The following is a 14,949-nucleotide window of genomic DNA, read 5'->3' as shown; positions in this document are numbered from 1 at the left end:
AATTGCTGAACTTAACCAAATAAATTTCCTCTTTTATGCCAACCCCCCGCCTTCTGCAGCAATACCGCCGCCTGCACCAGCACTTCGGCGGCCAGGACGCCGCCGCCTCGCTGCAACAGCTGGCGGACATCCTGCCCTGCACCCGCCGCCATATGCGCAGCCTGCTGGCGCAAATGCAGCAGCTGGGCTGGCTGGACTGGCAGTCGCGCGCCGGCCGCGGCCAGCGCTCGCTGCTGCGCTTCGCGCAAAGCCTGGAGCAATTGCGGCAAAACCAAGCGGCGCAGCTGTTGGAGCAAGGGCGCGTGGAACAGGCCGCGGCGCTGCTGGGCGGCGATCCCCGGCAATTGGCGCCCATCCTGCTGGCCAGGCTGGGCCGGCGCTGGAGCCAGGACCGCCAGGTGCTGGGCGTGCCCTATTACCGGCCGATGCCCAATCTGTATCCGGGCACGCCGCTGCGGCGCTCCGAACGCCACCTTGTAAGCCAGATCTTCAACGGCCTGACTCGGATAAACGAGGAAAAAGGGGAAGTAGAAGGCGACCTGGCGCATCATTGGCAACAGCATGGCGACGCCGAGTGGCATTTCCACCTGCGCCCGGCGGTGCGCTGGCACGATGGCCGCGAACTGACGCAGGACGACATCGCCGCCACCTTGCAACGGCTGCGGCGCTGGCCGCTGTTTTCCCATTTGCGCGGCATCCGCCGCCTGGCGCCGCACAGCCTGGCGCTGGAGCTGGAGCGGCCCGATCGCTGGCTGCCCTGGCTGCTGGCCGACAGCGCGGCGCTGATCCTGCCGGCCGATCATGACAAGCGCCCCGGCTTCGCCTCGCACCCGGTGGGCACCGGCCCCTACCGCGTCGCGGCCAACGACGCGCACCGGCTGTCGCTGCAGGCCTTCGACGACTACTTCGGCTACCGCGCGCTGCTGGATCAGGTGGATATCTGGATGATGCCCAAGCTGGGCGACGAACTGGAGCCCGGCGGGCCCGGCCTTTGCGATTTGACGGTGGAAATCAATCCGCAGCCCGTCCGTCCGCAAACCGAGATGTCGCTGGAGGCCGGCGTCTATTTCCTGCTGTGCGACGGCCGCGCGCCGGCCATGCGCGACAGCCAGGCCCGCCAGTGGCTGGCCCACGTGCTGGCGCCGCTGGCCATCATGCAACAAACCGCGCCAGCGGTCCGACAATATTGGGTGGCCGCCTCCGGCCTGCTGCCGCGCTGGCATCATGCCAAACCTGCAGCCGCGCCGACCCGGACGCCGTTTTCCCGGCTGCGGCTGGCTTTTTATGAACAGCACCCGGAATACCAGTTGATCGCCGACGCCATCGCGCGCTGCCTGCGTCCCTTCGGCGTGGAGCTGGAATGCCGAAAATACAGCTATGGCGACTGGGAGCAGGGCCGCGGCGAAGCCGAACTATGGCTGGGTTCGGTCAACTTCACCCGCGCCACCGACTACGCCATTCCCGCCTGGCTGCTGGGCACCCCGCTGCTGCGCGGCTGCCTGGCGCCCGAACTGCCGCTGGACGGCTGGCTGGACGGCTGGCGCCAAGGAAGCGAAAACGCCCAGGGCCTGGCCGCCGCGGTGGTGCAAACGCATTGGCTGCTGCCGCTGTTCCACAACTGGCTGAGGCTGAACGGCCCTGGCCAGATAGAAGATTTCCGCCTCAACAGCCTGGGCTGGTTCGATTTCAAATCCGCCTGGCTGCGCCCCGAAGACATGTCCGCCGCGCCGAAATGAGACCGACGGCTCAGCGGCCGGGCAACTGGTAAATCCGCAGGCCGGCCAGCGCCGCCGGGTTGACCGACACCACCGCGCCGGTGCGGTAGTCGACGATCAGCGGATGGCGCGCCGGATCGCACGGCGTCGCCTCCCAGCCGTCGCGGTCGCCGCCGGCGATATTCACAGAGGTCGGACCCACGCCTTCCGGCTTTTGATCCAGATTGCTCAGTTTAAACGCATTGGCGAGGTCGCCCGACAGAAACAGCGGCCGGATGTCCGCCGGCGCATTGCGCACGCACAGGAATGACTGGTAGTAGCGCACCTTGCGATCCTGGATAGGATAAAAATTCTTGTCGTAGATCGCCTCGTTCACAACAAAAGCCACGTCGCGAGCCGCGCCGCTGGCCCCGGCGGCATTGACGATGAACTTCTGCCCGGGAGAAACGCAGGCGAGACGCTGGTCCAACCAGATATCGTCCATCTCCCGCGCCTGGCACTTCAACGCCCCGCGGTACGGCTGCAGCGGCTCGGCGGCATGGGCGCCGCCATGCGGGAGAATGGCCAGCGCCAGCCCCGACAATGCCGCCAGCCAAGGCCGGCGCGCGATTCGACTCATTTGCGAATTGTTTGAAACCATCTCGTCCGTTTCCTGAAACCCGTCTCCCCGCTGGCCGCCGCGACGCCATCGCCGCGGCGATTTTGATCACCCGCTATCCTCAAATGCCGCTTTCTAGTTTTCGCTCCGCCATGCCACGCCAACGAGCCGGCTGGCGGATGCGCTAGCATAAGCCTGAAAAAACACAATGTCATCAATGGCGCGCTGGTAAAAATATGGCTAAGCCTCGGCTGCGGCGACTTTACACGGCGGCTGCGATCGGCGACTATCGGCCTCGCCCCGACACCAGCACCCGCCGCAAGAGCAAACCCGCACTCTCCGCGCCGCCCCCCTGGCCGCCGCAGACGGAAATCGCGCAGCCCGCCGCCGGCCAGCCCCGCTGCCCCAGGCGCATTTCACCGCGCCACCGCATGCCCTTGGGATAAACTCGCCGGCGCATGCGAAAGCAATCGCCAGCGCCATCGCGGCCCGCCAAGTCCATTTCGTATCAATCACTTAGGATTTTCGCGCCGCAAGCCTTTGCCGCCCCCCCCTGCCGCCCGAGATTTTGTTGCGCCGCAAAACCTTGCCAACCCCGGCGAAACCCGCTAAATTCGGGGGCTCTAGCGAAGCGCGCGGGTGTAGCTCAATGGTAGAGCAGAAGCTTCCCAAGCTTACGACGAGGGTTCGATTCCCTTCACCCGCTCCACAGGCTTCCGACTACCCGTCTCCAAATACTCCATGCATAGCCTCTCCGAGCGATCTCCTATGAAATTGAACTCAGGCCGGCTGTGGCTAAGAATCGCGACTTACGGCTCGCTGGCCGTGGTCTTGCTGCTGGTATTGATCCGCGCATTGATCTACTGGCAATTCGACGAAGCCGCCGTGCGCGGCGCGCTGACCCACGCCCTGAACGACACAGGCCGCGCCGTCCATATCGATGGCCGCATCACTCCCTCCGTTTTCCCCTATCCCGGCATAGACATAGAAAAAGTCAGCATCAGCGAACCCGGCAAGCCCGCCGTTTTCGCCCGGGTGGAACTATTGCGCGTGTCGCTGGCCTGGATGCCGCTGCTGTTCGGCAACCGCGAAATCAAGGCGGTGGAGCTATACGGCCCCAGCGCCAGCATCACGCGCGGGCTGGACGGCCAACTGAATATTTCCGACCTGTTCCAGCGCCGCAGCCCAGGCGCCTACAGCATCAAGCTGGACCAGTTGCGCATCCGCGAAGGCACGCTGCTGCTGTCCGACCAACCCACCCACACCGACAAGCGCCTGTCCAGCATCAGCCTGGACGCCGACGATCTGCGCAGCACCGCCAGCGTCAGCGCTGGCGCCATTCTCGACGACGACAAGCGTCCGGTGCGGCTGGCGCTGAACACGCCGCTGGCCATCCAGGACGACCAGGTCAGCCTGCCGCAGCTGGAGGCGGTGGCGATCAGCAACATCCAGGGCCTGGGCGAGACCAAGCTCAGCGTCACCGGCCAGTACAAGCTCAACTTCGCCTCGCTGCAGGCCACCGGCAGCGACGTCACCGTGTCGTTCAGCAGCGACAGGCCCAGCAGCGAAGTGAAGCTCGCGCTGCCGCAGATCAACGCCAGCCTGCACGAGCTGGCCATGCCCTCCGGCAGCCTGAGCGCCAAGCTGATCTACGCCCGCAGCCAGTACCAGCTGCAGGCGCAGTTGGAAAACCTCAAGCTGAGCGAGGGCGGCCTGTACGCCGACAAGCTGGACGGCGAATTCAACTGGCTGGCCGGCAGCACCAAGGTCAACGTCAAGCTCAACGCGCCGTTCTCGCTGGCCGGCATGAACCAGCTGCTGATGCAGCCATTGAAGCTGACCAGCACCATCGCCACCCCGGCGCTGCCGCGCGGCAAGCTGGTCACCAGCATGGAAGGCTCGCTGGACGGCGACATCGACGAGCCACGCTTCAATCTGCGCGTGGCCGGCAAGCTGGACGGCTCCGACGTGTCGGCCACCCTCAGCCAATACGGCCTGATCAAGCCGCGCCATGAGGCCACGCTGACCATAGGCAAGCTCGACCTCAACCGCTACCTGCCGGAAAGCCAGGGCGACCCGGTGGCCATCTTCCAGAACACCAACGAGATTCCGCTCGATTGGCTGGATTTCTTCGACCTCAACGGCAAGGTGGCGATAGGCGAGCTGGCGATGGGCCGCTTCCGCATCAACCACATCAGCAGCAACGTCCGCATCAATCCGCGCGCGCTGGAGCTGGACCAGATGTCGGCCGACATCTACGACGGCCGCCTGCAGGGCGACGCCTCGCTCAGCCGCCGCGACGTGCCGCGCCTGCAGGTCAAGCAGACGCTGCAGGGGATGAAGATCCGCCCGCTGCTGGTGGACCTGTTCAATTTCGGCCGGCTGGACGGCAAGGGCAACGGCAAGATAGACATCAGCGCCGACGGCAAATCCTTCGCCGACCTGCGCAACACCCTCAGCGGCGACGCCGCCTTCAGCCTGAACAACGGCGCGCTCACCGGCATCGACCTGGTGGCGGCGCTGAAGAACCTGCCGGCGGAGCTGAAGGAATGGAACAGCGCCGCGCAGAACGACCAGAAGACCACCTTCTCCACGCTGTCGACCAGCTTCAAGCTGGACAAGGGCATCGCCCGCAACCAGGACCTGAAGCTGGCCTCGCAGCTGGTGAACGTGAATGGCGGCGGCAAGATAGACCTGAAGCAGAGCATCGTCGACTACACGATGGACGTGCAGGCCAATCCGCAGGAGTTTGCCCAGCTCAAGGGCGTCAACGTGCCGCTGAAGATCACCGGCCCGATCAACGCGCCGGTGTACGCGCTGGACTTCAACGCGATGGTGAAGGGCAAGAAGACCGAAGGCGAGAAGAAGCAGGCGCTGAAGCAGCAGCTGCAGAAGCAGATCACCACCATCCTGCCCTGAGCGGCCATTCAATGGCCCAAAAAAAGCCCCGGGAAACCGGGGCTTTTTCATGTCACGCTCAATCGCCCTGCAGAATCCTCGACTCCGCCAGCGCCAATTGCTCCGGCGTGCCCAGCAGCACCAGCACATCGTCGGCGCCGATCTCGAAGCTGGCGTCGAAGTCGGTGCGGCGCACCCGATGGCGGCGGATGGCCTTCACCTCCACTCCCAGCTCCCCCAGCTTCAGCGCGCCCAGCGGATGGCCGATGGCGGCGGCGCCGCCGCACACCTGGATGCTGAGCAAGCGCGGCACCAGCGCCTCGTCCAGGCTTTCCACCTCGTCGCTGCTGCCGCGGAAAAAGCCGCGGAACAGATCGTAGCGCTCCTCGCGCACCGCGCGGATGCGCCGCAGCACGCGGCTGGGCGGCACGCCGGCCTCCATCAGCGCCTGCGAGGCCAGCATCAGGCTGCCTTCCATCACCTCGGCCACCACCTCGTCGGCGCCGGCCTGGCGCAGCACATCCATCTCGCTGTCGTCTATGGTGCGGACGATCACCGAAAGCTCCGGCCTCACCTCTCGCACCGCGTGCAGGATGCGCAGCGCCGCATGGGTATCGGCGAAGGTCACCACCACCACCCGCGCCCGCATCAGGCCGGCGGCGATCAGCACCTCTTTCTTGCCGGCATCGCCGAACACCACCGGATCGCCAGCCTCGCCTGCCTCGCGCACCCGCTCCGGATCCATGTCCAGCGCGAACATATTGATGTTCTCCGCCTCCAGCAGCCGCGCCAGCGCCTGGCCGCTGCGGCCGTAGCCGCAGATCAGCACGTGCTCGCTCTTGCTCATGCTCGCCACCAGCATCTGGTGCAGATCCAGCGACTGCAGCATCCAGTCCTGCTTCACCAGCCGCCGGGTGATGCGCTCGCCGTGCATGATCAAGAAAGGCGCGATCAACATAGAGATCAAGATGGCGGCGATGGCCGCCTGGGCCATCGGCGTGGCCACCAGCTGCAGATCCATCGCCAGCGCCAGCAGCACGAAACCGAACTCGCCGCCCTGCGCCAGCGCCAGCGCCGAACGCATCGCGTCATTGGCGCGGTGGCCGAACAAGCGGCCCAGGCCGAACACCACCGCCAGCTTCAGCGGCAGCAGCAGCGCCAGCAGCATCAGCACTTCGCCGAAGCGGTTGAACAGCACCGACAGCTCCAGCCGCATGCCCACGGTGATGAAGAAGAAGCCCAGCAGGATGTCGCGGAACGGCTTGATGTCTTCCTCCACCTGATAGCGGTATTCGGTTTCCGAGATCAGCATGCCGGCGACGAAGGCGCCCAGCGCCAGGCTGAGGCCGGACAGCTCGGTCAGCCAGGCCACGCCCAGCGTCACCAGCAGCACGTTGATCATGAACAGTTCGCCGGAGCGCTGGCGCGCCACCAGATGGAACCACGGCCGCAGCAGCCGCTGGCCGAAAAACAGCAGCAGCGCCAGCACCAGCGCCACCTTCAATGCCGCCTTGCCCAGGTCCAGCCACAAGGTCTCGCTATGGCCGGCGAAGGCAGGCAGCAGGATCAGCAAGGGCACCACGGCGATGTCCTGGAACAGCAGCACCCCTATCGCCAGCTGGCCGTGCGGCTGGTTCAACTCCAGCCGTTCGGTCAATAGCTTGCTGACGATGGCGGTGGACGACATCGCCAGCGCGCCGCCCAGCGCGAAACCCGTCAGCGGGCTGCCGGTCAGATAGGCGATGGCCGCGGCCACCAGCAGCATGGTCACAGCCACTTGGGCGAAACCGACGCCGAACACCAGTTGCCGCATCGCCTTCAGCCTGGGCAGCGAAAATTCCAGGCCGATGGTAAACATCATGAACACGATGCCGATCTCGCCCAGAAAGGCGGTTTCCTTGCCTTGCGGTATCAAGCTGGCCACGCCGGGTCCGGCCAGGAAGCCCACTACCAGGTAACCCAGCATCGGCGGGACTTTCAGGCTGCGGCACAGGGTTACCGCCAACACGGCGGCCAACAGGACGATAACGATGGGGGCCATGGAATGCATCGGCGGCTGGGTCTCCCGGGAACGGACATCAGATGGACGGAAAGCGGGGAAAATGCGACGGCCAAGCAAAAGTTGCACCAGCTCGCGCGTCAATCGATTATAACCTTTGATATACTTTTGCCTTATGGAAAAAACACACTCCACCAGCCGCCTGGAGATGGCGCGCGAGGTTCTGCAAACCGAAGCCGCCGCGCTCGTCACCCTGGCCGAACGCCTGAACGGCGATTTCCTGGCCGCGGTCGACGCCATCCTGGCCTGCCCGGGCCGCGTCATCGTCACCGGCATGGGCAAGTCCGGCCATGTGGGCCGCAAGATCGCCGCCACGCTGGCCAGCACCGGCACGCCGGCCTTCTTCGTCCATCCGGCCGAGGCCGCGCACGGCGATCTGGGCATGATCACCGGCGACGACATCGTGATCGCGCTGTCGAACTCCGGCGAATCCGGCGAAGTGGTGTCGCTGCTGCCGGCGCTGAAGCTGAAAGGCAGCCGGCTGATCGCCATCACCGGCCGGTCGGAGTCGTCGCTGTCCCAGGCCGCCGACATCCTGCTGCACACCCATGTCGAGCGCGAGGCCTGCCCGCTGAACCTGGCGCCGACCACCAGCACCACGGTGCAGATCGCCCTGGGCGACGCGCTGGCCGTCACGCTGATGGAGGTCCGCGGCTTCAGCCAAAGCGACTTCGCCCTGTCCCACCCCGGCGGCAGCCTGGGCCGGCGCCTGCTGGTGCACGTCGCCGACCTGATGCACAGCGGCGACGCCCTGCCCCGCGTGGCGCCCGGCACGCTGCTGAAGGACGCGCTGCTGGAAATGTCGCAGAAGCGGCTGGGGATGGTCACCGTCTGCGACGCCGACGACACCCTGCGCGGCATCTACACCGACGGCGACCTGCGCCGCACGCTGGAGCGCTCGGCCGACGTCTACAGCCTGAAGATAGACGAGGTGATGGGCCGCTCGCCGCGCACCATCCAGGCCGGCAAGCTGGCCGCCGAGGCCGGCTTCGTGATGAAGCAGAACCAGATCACCAGCCTGGTGGTGGTGGACGCCGCAGGCAAGCTCAGCGGGGTGCTGCACATGCACGACCTGCTGCAGGCCGGCGTATTTTGATTCCGCCGCGCCGCCCGATCCGGCGGCCGGCAGCAAGGACCAAGCAATGCGAATGATTTCCGAGCAGGCCCGCAAGGTGAAACTGCTGATCATGGATGTGGACGGCGTGATGACCGACGGCCGCATCTACTACAACGCCCAGGGCGAAGAGAGCAAATCGTTCTACGTGCAGGACGGCCTGGGGCTGCGCCTGCTGCAGAGCACCGGCGTGCAGCTGGCCATCATTTCCGGTCGCGCCGACCGCTGCGTCGAGCACCGCGCCCGCGCGCTGAAGATCGACCACTACTACGGCGGCGTCCACGACAAGGGCGAAGCGCTGGCCGAGCTCTTGCAGAAAACCGGCTTTAGCGCCGACGAGTGCGCGTTCATCGGCGACGATCTGATCGACCTGCCCATCCTCACCCGCGTCGGCCTGGCCGTCGCCGTGCCGGAAGCGCCGCCGCAAGTGCGCCAGCACTGCCATTACGTGACCGGCAACCCGGGCGGCCACGGCGCGGTGCGCGAACTGGCGGAATTGATCATGCAGGCGCAGGGCAGTTTCGACGCCGTGGTCGCCAGGTACTTGGCATGATGCGGCTATTGCGCTCCCACCGGCTGTTCCCGGTGCTGCTGATCGGCCTCACCGCCATGCTCACCCTGTGGCTGGACCAGATTTCGCGCTGGGACACCCGCCACCGCGAGCTGGACCCGGACAAGCCCGAATACGTGGCGGAAAACCTGGTCGCCACCCATTTCGACCTGCAAGGCAAGATCGCCGACCGGCTGATCGCCACCCGCATGTGGCAGTATCCGAGCAAACCGGACGCCTATTTCGAAAACCCCGACCTGTACCAATACCAGCAAGGGGCGCTGCAATACCACGTCTTCGGCGAGTCCGGCCGCTACAACAACAAGAACCAGCAGGCTTTCTTCGACAAGAAAGTCACCCTGATCAAACCCGCAGACAGCAAGCAGCCCGAAACCCGGCTGGAAAGCAGCGTGATGCTGGTGGACTCCGCCAAGCACATCGCCAGCACCAAGGCGCCGTCGGTGGTCTACCATGGCAAGTCGGTGGCCCACTCCATCGGCTTCGTCTACCAGCAGCCGCTGGGCCTGCTCAACCTGCTGTCCACCACCAAGATCATCTATGCCAAATAAGACCCGCATCCTGCTGGCCAGCCTGCTGCTGGCGGCTTCAGCCCTGACGCACGCCGAACAGGCCGACAGCACCAAGCCCATGGAAATCACCAGCGACAACGGCTGCACCATGGACCAGATCAAAGGCGTATCCACCTGCGAAGGCAATGTGGTGGTGATCCAGGGCACCCTGCGGCTGAACGCCGACAAGGTGGTGGCCACCCAGGACAAGCAAGGCAACCAGACGCTGCAGGCCACCGGCCGCATCGTCACCTTCCGCCAGAAAATGGACAACAACGGCGGCTGGGTGGAGGGCCAGGCCAGCAAGCTCGACTACAGCAGCGCCGGCCACTTGGCCGTGCTCACCGGCAACGCCCGCGTCAAGCGCAACGGCGATCTCGCCATCGGCAACGTGATCAGCTACGACACCCGCAGCGAAACCTATCAGGTGCAGGGCGGCGGCGCCGGCAATGCCGGCAAGGGCCGCACCACCGTGATCCTGCAGCCCAAAAACGCAGCCTCGCAGCCCGCGGCGGCCAAGCCGGCCGGAGCCGCCAAACCATGAACATGAAGCACAGCGTACTCACCGTCTCCCGCCTGAAGAAGCGCTTCAAGAAGCGCACCGTGGTCAAGGATGTGTCCCTGCAGATCGAAAGCGGCGAAGTCGTCGGCCTGCTGGGCCCCAACGGCGCCGGCAAAACCACCAGTTTTTACATGATCGTCGGCCTGGTCGGCGCCGACGACGGCGACATCCGGCTGGACGACGCTTCCATCACCCGCTACCCGATCCACCAGCGCGCGCAGCTGGGCCTCGGCTATCTGCCGCAGGAAGCGTCGATCTTCCGCCGCATGACGGTGGAGGAAAACATCGCGTCCATCCTGGAAATCTCCGGCCGCAAGGGCAAGGAGCTGGAAAAAGAGCTGGACCTGCTGCTGGACGATCTCAACATCGCCCACCTGCGCGACAGCAACGCCTTGTCGCTGTCCGGCGGCGAGCGTCGCCGGGTGGAAATCGCCCGCGTGCTGGCCACCCGCCCGCGCTTCATCCTGCTGGACGAGCCGTTCGCCGGCGTCGATCCGATCGCGGTGATCGACATCCAGAAGATCATCTCCTTCCTGAAGGGCCGCGGCATCGGCGTGCTGATCACCGACCACAATGTCCGCGAAACGCTGCGCATCTGCGACCGCGCCTACATCATCAGCGACGGCTCGGTGCTGGCCTCCGGCGAGCCGGAAGAGCTGGTCAACAACGAAAGAGTGCGCGAGGTCTACCTCGGCGAGCATTTCCACCTGTAAGCGATGAAACAGGCCCTTCAGCTCAAGGTATCGCAACAGCTGACGCTGACGCCGCAGCTGCAGCAATCGATCAAACTGCTGCAGCTGTCCACGCTGGATCTGCAAACCGAGGTGGAACGCTTCCTGCTGGACAATCCGCTGCTGGAGCGCGGCGACGAGCCGCGCGACGCCGAAGCCGCGCCCGAAGGCCAGGACAGCCGCGAAACCGCCGCCGACGAGGCACCGGACAGCCATGACGACGGCGCCGGCGGCGAACTGCTGGAATGGGGCGCCGGCAGCCGCCAGGGCGGCGACGACGACTACGACCCCATGCTCAACGTGCCGTGCCAGGTCAGCCTGCGCGAGCACCTGCTGGCGCAACTGGGCGAAATCGCGCTGGCCGGCCGCGATCTGGCCATCGTCCGGCTGCTGATCGAAGAGCTGGACGACGACGGCTACCTGCCGCTCAGCCTGGACGAACTGGCCAGCCACCTGCCGCTGGAGCTGGAGCTGGAAAGCGACGAGCTGGCGGTGGGCCTCAAGCTGCTGCAGCAATTCGATCCCGCCGGCGTCGGCGCGCGCTCGCTGGCCGAATCGCTGCAGCTGCAACTGCAGCGGCTGGCCGCGGACGAAGCCGGCCGGGCGCTGGCGCTGGCCATCGCGCGCGAGCACCTGGCGCTGCTGGGCGGCCGCGACTACGCCAAACTGAAGAAAACACTGGGCTGCGGCGACGCCGAGCTGCGCGCCGCCCAGGCGCTGATCGCCCGCCTCAACCCCCACCCCGCCACCGGCTTCAGCCACGGCGACGTCCATTACGTGATTCCGGACATCAGCGTGCGCAAGCGGCGCGGCCGCTGGGTCGCCGAACTGAACCGCTCCGCCATGCCCAGGCTGCGGGTCAACCGCCTCTACGAGCGCATGCTGGCCGACAGCCGCGGCCAGGCGGGCGAAATGGCCGGCCGGCTGCAGGAGGCGCGCTGGCTGGTGAAGAACATCCAGCAGCGATTTGACACCATCCTGAAAGTGGCGGAAGCTATCGTTGACAGGCAACAATCGTTCTTTGAACACGGCGAAGTGGCGATGCGGCCGCTGATCCTGCGCGACATCGCGGATGAGCTGGGCCTGCACGAATCCACGGTTTCCCGCTCCACCAGCCAGAAATACCTGCTCTGCCCGCGCGGCCTGTTCGAGCTCAAGTATTTCTTCGGCAGCGCGCTGGAAACCGATAGTGGAGGCGAGTGCTCCGCCACCGCCATCAAGGCTCGCATACGCGGCATGATAGACAGCGAGGACAGCGGCAAGCCGCTGTCGGACAGCGCCATCGCCGATGCGTTAGGCAAGCAGGGAATTCAGGTTGCCAGACGCACCGTAGCCAAGTATCGTGAAGCCATGCAGATTCCGGCGGTGAATCTGCGCAAGGCTCTGTAGCAAGCCTTGGGGAATACATGCCGCCCGACAACCCGACCGGGCGGCCAACACCAGAAGGAGCTAGGGTATGAACCTCAAAGTAACCGGTCTGCACCTGGAAGTTACCCCGTCGCTGCGCGAATACATCGAAAGCAAACTGGAGCGCATCACCCGCCACGTCGACCACGTGATCGACATCTCCGTCACCCTGTCGGTAGACAAGCTGGTCCAGAAGGCCGAAGTCAACGTCCACCTGTCCGGCAAGGACCTCCACCTCGAAGCCTCCGAGGCCGACCTCTACGCCGCCATCGACCTGCTGATGGACAAGCTGGACCGCCAGGTTCTGAAGTACAAGGAAAAGCTCACCGAACACCGGGCGCAGAGCTCCGGCGAAGTTTCTCAAGCCTCGCTGTGACCGCCTGAAGAAAGCCACGGGAACCATCCGGTTCCCGTTTTTCTTTGCGCTTGCCGGTTTTCAGTACTATCAAGGCAACGTAGAATTCCGGGTTTATCCAAGAGCCGCATGCATAATCCAATATGAATCTCATCGGCAAGATCCTGACTCCGGACCATGTATTGCTGGATCTGGACGTCTCCAGCAAGAAGCGGGTATTCGAACAGGTGGGCCTGCTGGTGGAAAACACCCGCGGCATCGCCCGCAGCGAAATCTTCGACAGCCTGTTCAGCCGCGAAAAACTGGGCTCCACCGGCCTGGGTCAAGGCGTGGCCATTCCCCACGGCCGCGCCCGCGGCCTGAAGGAGGCCACCGGCGTGTTCATCCGGCTGAAGGCGCCCATTCCCTTCGACGCGCCGGACGGCAAGCCGGTGCAATGCCTGTTCGTGCTGCTGGTGCCGGAACACGCCACCGATCTGCACTTGCAGGTGCTCTCCGAATTGGCCCAGTTGTTCTCCAGCCGCCAGATGCGCGAACAGATGCTGAGCATCAAGATGCGCGATGAACTTTACCAGCTCCTCAGCGAGTGGGCCCCCCATGCCTAGCATCACCGTACGCAGGCTATATCAGGAAAACCAGCAGAAGCTCAACCTGACCTGGGTCGCCGGCACCGGCGGCTCGGACAATGTCATCGGCAACGACGACCAGCGGCCTACGCTGGCGCTGGTTGGCCACCTGAACTTCATCCACCCGAACCGGGTGCAGGTGCTGGGCCTGGCCGAGGTCGACTACCTGAACAAGCTGGAGCAGTCGGCCGCCAAGACCGCGCTGGACCAGCTGTTCCACAAGAGCATGTCGGTGGTGATGGTGGCCAACAACCAGCCGGTGCCGCGGCTGCTGCGCGACTACTGCCACAGCCACAACGTGCCGCTGATGTGCAGCTCGCTGGAAAGCCCGTACCTGATGGACGTGCTGCGCATTTATCTGGCGCGCGCGCTGGCGGTGTCCACCGTGCTGCACGGCGTGTTTCTCGACGTGTTCGAGATCGGCGTGCTGATCATGGGCGATTCGGCGATGGGCAAGAGCGAACTGGCGCTGGAGCTGATCTCCCGCGGCCACGGCATGGTGGCCGACGACGCGGTGGAGCTGTACCGCATCGGCCCGGACACGCTAGAAGGCCGCTGCCCGCCGCTGCTGCGCGACTTCCTCGAAGTGCGCGGCCTCGGCATCCTCAATATCCGCACCATCTTCGGCGAAACCGCGGTGCGGCCGAAAAAAGTGCTGAAGCTGATCATCCACCTGGTCAAGGCCAACGACCAGGCGATGCAGGCGCTGGACCGGCTCAACATCCAGTCGGAAACCCAGGACATCATCGGCGTCACCGTGCGCAAAGTGGTGCTGCCGGTGGCCGCCGGCCGCAACCTGGCGGTGCTGGTGGAAGCGGCGGTGCGCAATTACATCCTGCAGTTGCGCGGCATAGACAGCACCCGCGAATTCATCGAACGCCACACCAACTTCTTGCGAGACCAGGAAAATGCGCCTGATATTGATTAGCGGCCTGTCCGGCTCCGGCAAGTCGGTGGCGCTGCGCGCGCTGGAGGATTCCGGCTTCTACTGCGTCGACAACCTGCCGGCCACCATGCTGCCCGAGGCGATGTCGCTGTACGCCGATTTCGGCTACGAACAAATCGCCATCAGCGTCGACACCCGTTCCGGCCCGTCGCTGGGCGCGCTGCCCGACGCGGTCGCGCGGATGCGCGCGCAGAACATCGACGTGCGCCTGCTGTTCCTGGAAGCCCGGACGGAAACCCTGGTCAAGCGCTTCTCCGAGACCCGCCGCCGCCACCCGCTGTCCGGCGCCGGCATCACGGTGGAGGAAAGCATACGGCTGGAGCAGGAAATGCTGGCCGAAGTGCCCGAGCTCGGCACCCGCATCGACACCAGCGAACTGTCGGCCAACGCGCTGCGCAGCTGGGTCCGCGAACTGGTGGACGCCGACGGCAGCCGGCTGATGCTGATCTTCGAGTCGTTCGGCTTCAAGCACGGCCTGCCGCAGGACGCCGACTTCGTGTTCGACGCGCGCTGCCTGCCCAACCCCTATTACGACCCGCAGCTGCGCCCGTTCACCGGCCGCGACCAACCCATCATCGACTTCTTCGCCAAACACGGCGAAGTCGCCGAAATGATCGCCGACATCGAAGCGATGGTGGCCAAATGGCTGCCCTGCTACGGCAAGGAAAACCGCAGCTACCTGACGGTGGCGGTCGGCTGCACCGGCGGCCAGCACCGCTCGGTCTACATCATCGAAAACCTGGCGCGCGCCTTCGCCGACAGGCAAGTGCTGGTGCGCCACCGCCAGCTGTACCGCGAACCCTGATCCGCCGGGGCGGC

14 protein-coding genes and 1 tRNA gene are annotated in these 14,949 nt (G+C 65.3%); 13 read left to right on the top strand and 2 right to left on the bottom strand.

Features of this window, described 5'->3' with window-relative positions; all coding sequences use genetic code 11:
- Nucleotides 1-35: 35 nt before the first annotated feature.
- Complete coding sequence (sgrR, locus tag U6115_RS07830) at nucleotides 36-1,736, top strand: HTH-type transcriptional regulator SgrR (protein ID WP_043574507.1); 1,701 nt, start codon at nucleotides 36-38, stop codon at nucleotides 1,734-1,736.
- A gap of 10 nt (nucleotides 1,737-1,746) precedes the next feature.
- On the opposite strand, the gene U6115_RS07825 is transcribed toward sgrR, so the two are convergent.
- Nucleotides 1,747-2,334, bottom strand: a complete 588-nt coding sequence (locus U6115_RS07825) for a hypothetical protein (RefSeq protein ID WP_043574504.1) — start codon at nucleotides 2,332-2,334, stop codon at nucleotides 1,747-1,749.
- 614 nt (nucleotides 2,335-2,948) lie between these two features.
- Here U6115_RS07825 and U6115_RS07820 point away from each other — a divergent pair.
- Together U6115_RS07820 and U6115_RS07815 are read left to right on the top strand one after the other, a co-directional pair.
- Nucleotides 2,949-3,022 (top strand) — tRNA-Gly (locus U6115_RS07820).
- A 59-nt stretch (nucleotides 3,023-3,081) separates the two neighbouring features.
- Nucleotides 3,082-5,232: an AsmA family protein gene (locus tag U6115_RS07815; RefSeq protein ID WP_043574500.1), complete on the top strand. Its 2,151-nt coding sequence runs from the start codon at nucleotides 3,082-3,084 to the stop codon at nucleotides 5,230-5,232.
- A gap of 58 nt (nucleotides 5,233-5,290) precedes the next feature.
- On the opposite strand, the gene U6115_RS07810 is transcribed toward U6115_RS07815, so the two are convergent.
- Nucleotides 5,291-7,261, bottom strand: a complete 1,971-nt coding sequence (locus U6115_RS07810; protein ID WP_043574497.1) for a cation:proton antiporter domain-containing protein — start codon at nucleotides 7,259-7,261, stop codon at nucleotides 5,291-5,293.
- A 124-nt stretch (nucleotides 7,262-7,385) separates the two neighbouring features.
- Here U6115_RS07810 and U6115_RS07805 point away from each other — a divergent pair, with 124 nt between their 5' ends.
- The 10 genes from U6115_RS07805 (at nucleotide 7,386) to rapZ (ending at nucleotide 14,935) form a co-directional block, all read left to right on the top strand.
- Nucleotides 7,386-8,366: a KpsF/GutQ family sugar-phosphate isomerase gene (locus tag U6115_RS07805; RefSeq protein ID WP_043574495.1), complete on the top strand. Its 981-nt coding sequence runs from the start codon at nucleotides 7,386-7,388 to the stop codon at nucleotides 8,364-8,366.
- A gap of 46 nt (nucleotides 8,367-8,412) precedes the next feature.
- A complete protein-coding gene (locus tag U6115_RS07800; protein ID WP_043574493.1) occupies nucleotides 8,413-8,937 on the top strand; it encodes a KdsC family phosphatase in 525 nt (174 codons plus the stop codon).
- Nucleotides 8,934-9,503: an LPS export ABC transporter periplasmic protein LptC gene (lptC, locus tag U6115_RS07795; RefSeq protein ID WP_043574491.1), complete on the top strand. Its 570-nt coding sequence runs from the start codon at nucleotides 8,934-8,936 to the stop codon at nucleotides 9,501-9,503. The genes U6115_RS07800 and lptC overlap by 4 nt, the downstream gene beginning before the upstream one ends.
- A complete protein-coding gene (gene lptA, locus U6115_RS07790) occupies nucleotides 9,493-10,047 on the top strand; it encodes a lipopolysaccharide transport periplasmic protein LptA (protein ID WP_043574488.1) in 555 nt (184 codons plus the stop codon). Before lptC ends, lptA begins: the two co-directional genes overlap by 11 nt.
- A gap of 2 nt (nucleotides 10,048-10,049) precedes the next feature.
- Entirely contained in the window at nucleotides 10,050-10,778 is a 729-nt protein-coding gene (lptB, locus tag U6115_RS07785; RefSeq protein WP_080509337.1) for an LPS export ABC transporter ATP-binding protein, read from the top strand.
- Nucleotides 10,779-10,781: 3 nt separating this feature from the next.
- A complete protein-coding gene (locus U6115_RS07780) occupies nucleotides 10,782-12,185 on the top strand; it encodes an RNA polymerase factor sigma-54 (protein ID WP_043574482.1) in 1,404 nt (467 codons plus the stop codon).
- A 67-nt stretch (nucleotides 12,186-12,252) separates the two neighbouring features.
- A complete protein-coding gene (gene hpf, locus U6115_RS07775; RefSeq protein ID WP_043574480.1) occupies nucleotides 12,253-12,579 on the top strand; it encodes a ribosome hibernation-promoting factor, HPF/YfiA family in 327 nt (108 codons plus the stop codon).
- A 122-nt stretch (nucleotides 12,580-12,701) separates the two neighbouring features.
- Nucleotides 12,702-13,163, top strand: coding sequence for a PTS IIA-like nitrogen regulatory protein PtsN (gene ptsN, locus U6115_RS07770; RefSeq protein WP_043574478.1), 462 nt, complete (start codon nucleotides 12,702-12,704; stop codon nucleotides 13,161-13,163).
- Nucleotides 13,156-14,112 carry an HPr(Ser) kinase/phosphatase gene (gene hprK, locus U6115_RS07765; protein WP_043574476.1) on the top strand — a complete coding sequence of 319 codons (957 nt, stop codon included), beginning with the start codon at nucleotides 13,156-13,158 and terminating at the stop codon, nucleotides 14,110-14,112. Before ptsN ends, hprK begins: the two co-directional genes overlap by 8 nt.
- The gene (gene rapZ, locus U6115_RS07760) at nucleotides 14,093-14,935 is read left to right on the top strand and encodes an RNase adapter RapZ (protein WP_043574474.1); all 843 of its coding nucleotides are present in this window, start codon (nucleotides 14,093-14,095) and stop codon (nucleotides 14,933-14,935) included. Before hprK ends, rapZ begins: the two co-directional genes overlap by 20 nt.
- Nucleotides 14,936-14,949 lie beyond the last annotated feature (14 nt).

The organism is Chromobacterium subtsugae (assembly GCF_035919665.1).
GTDB classification, from domain to species: Bacteria; Pseudomonadota; Gammaproteobacteria; order Burkholderiales; family Chromobacteriaceae; genus Chromobacterium; species Chromobacterium subtsugae.
This window is presented reverse-complemented; position numbering and strand designations above follow the sequence as displayed.

Bases quoted from the DNA above. Each gene is read 5' to 3' on its own strand.
- sgrR (WP_043574507.1), top strand. From the start codon at position 36: ATGCCAACCCCCCGCCTTCTGCAGCAATACCGCCGCCTGCACCAGCAC.
- U6115_RS07825 (WP_043574504.1), bottom strand. From the start codon at position 2,334: ATGAGTCGAATCGCGCGCCGGCCTTGGCTGGCGGCATTGTCGGGGCTG.
- U6115_RS07815 (WP_043574500.1), top strand. From the start codon at position 3,082: ATGAAATTGAACTCAGGCCGGCTGTGGCTAAGAATCGCGACTTACGGC.
- U6115_RS07810 (WP_043574497.1), bottom strand. From the start codon at position 7,261: ATGCATTCCATGGCCCCCATCGTTATCGTCCTGTTGGCCGCCGTGTTG.
- U6115_RS07805 (WP_043574495.1), top strand. From the start codon at position 7,386: ATGGAAAAAACACACTCCACCAGCCGCCTGGAGATGGCGCGCGAGGTT.
- U6115_RS07800 (WP_043574493.1), top strand. From the start codon at position 8,413: ATGCGAATGATTTCCGAGCAGGCCCGCAAGGTGAAACTGCTGATCATG.
- lptC (WP_043574491.1), top strand. From the start codon at position 8,934: ATGATGCGGCTATTGCGCTCCCACCGGCTGTTCCCGGTGCTGCTGATC.
- lptA (WP_043574488.1), top strand. From the start codon at position 9,493: ATGCCAAATAAGACCCGCATCCTGCTGGCCAGCCTGCTGCTGGCGGCT.
- lptB (WP_080509337.1), top strand. From the start codon at position 10,050: ATGAAGCACAGCGTACTCACCGTCTCCCGCCTGAAGAAGCGCTTCAAG.
- U6115_RS07780 (WP_043574482.1), top strand. From the start codon at position 10,782: ATGAAACAGGCCCTTCAGCTCAAGGTATCGCAACAGCTGACGCTGACG.
- hpf (WP_043574480.1), top strand. From the start codon at position 12,253: ATGAACCTCAAAGTAACCGGTCTGCACCTGGAAGTTACCCCGTCGCTG.
- ptsN (WP_043574478.1), top strand. From the start codon at position 12,702: ATGAATCTCATCGGCAAGATCCTGACTCCGGACCATGTATTGCTGGAT.
- hprK (WP_043574476.1), top strand. From the start codon at position 13,156: ATGCCTAGCATCACCGTACGCAGGCTATATCAGGAAAACCAGCAGAAG.
- rapZ (WP_043574474.1), top strand. From the start codon at position 14,093: ATGCGCCTGATATTGATTAGCGGCCTGTCCGGCTCCGGCAAGTCGGTG.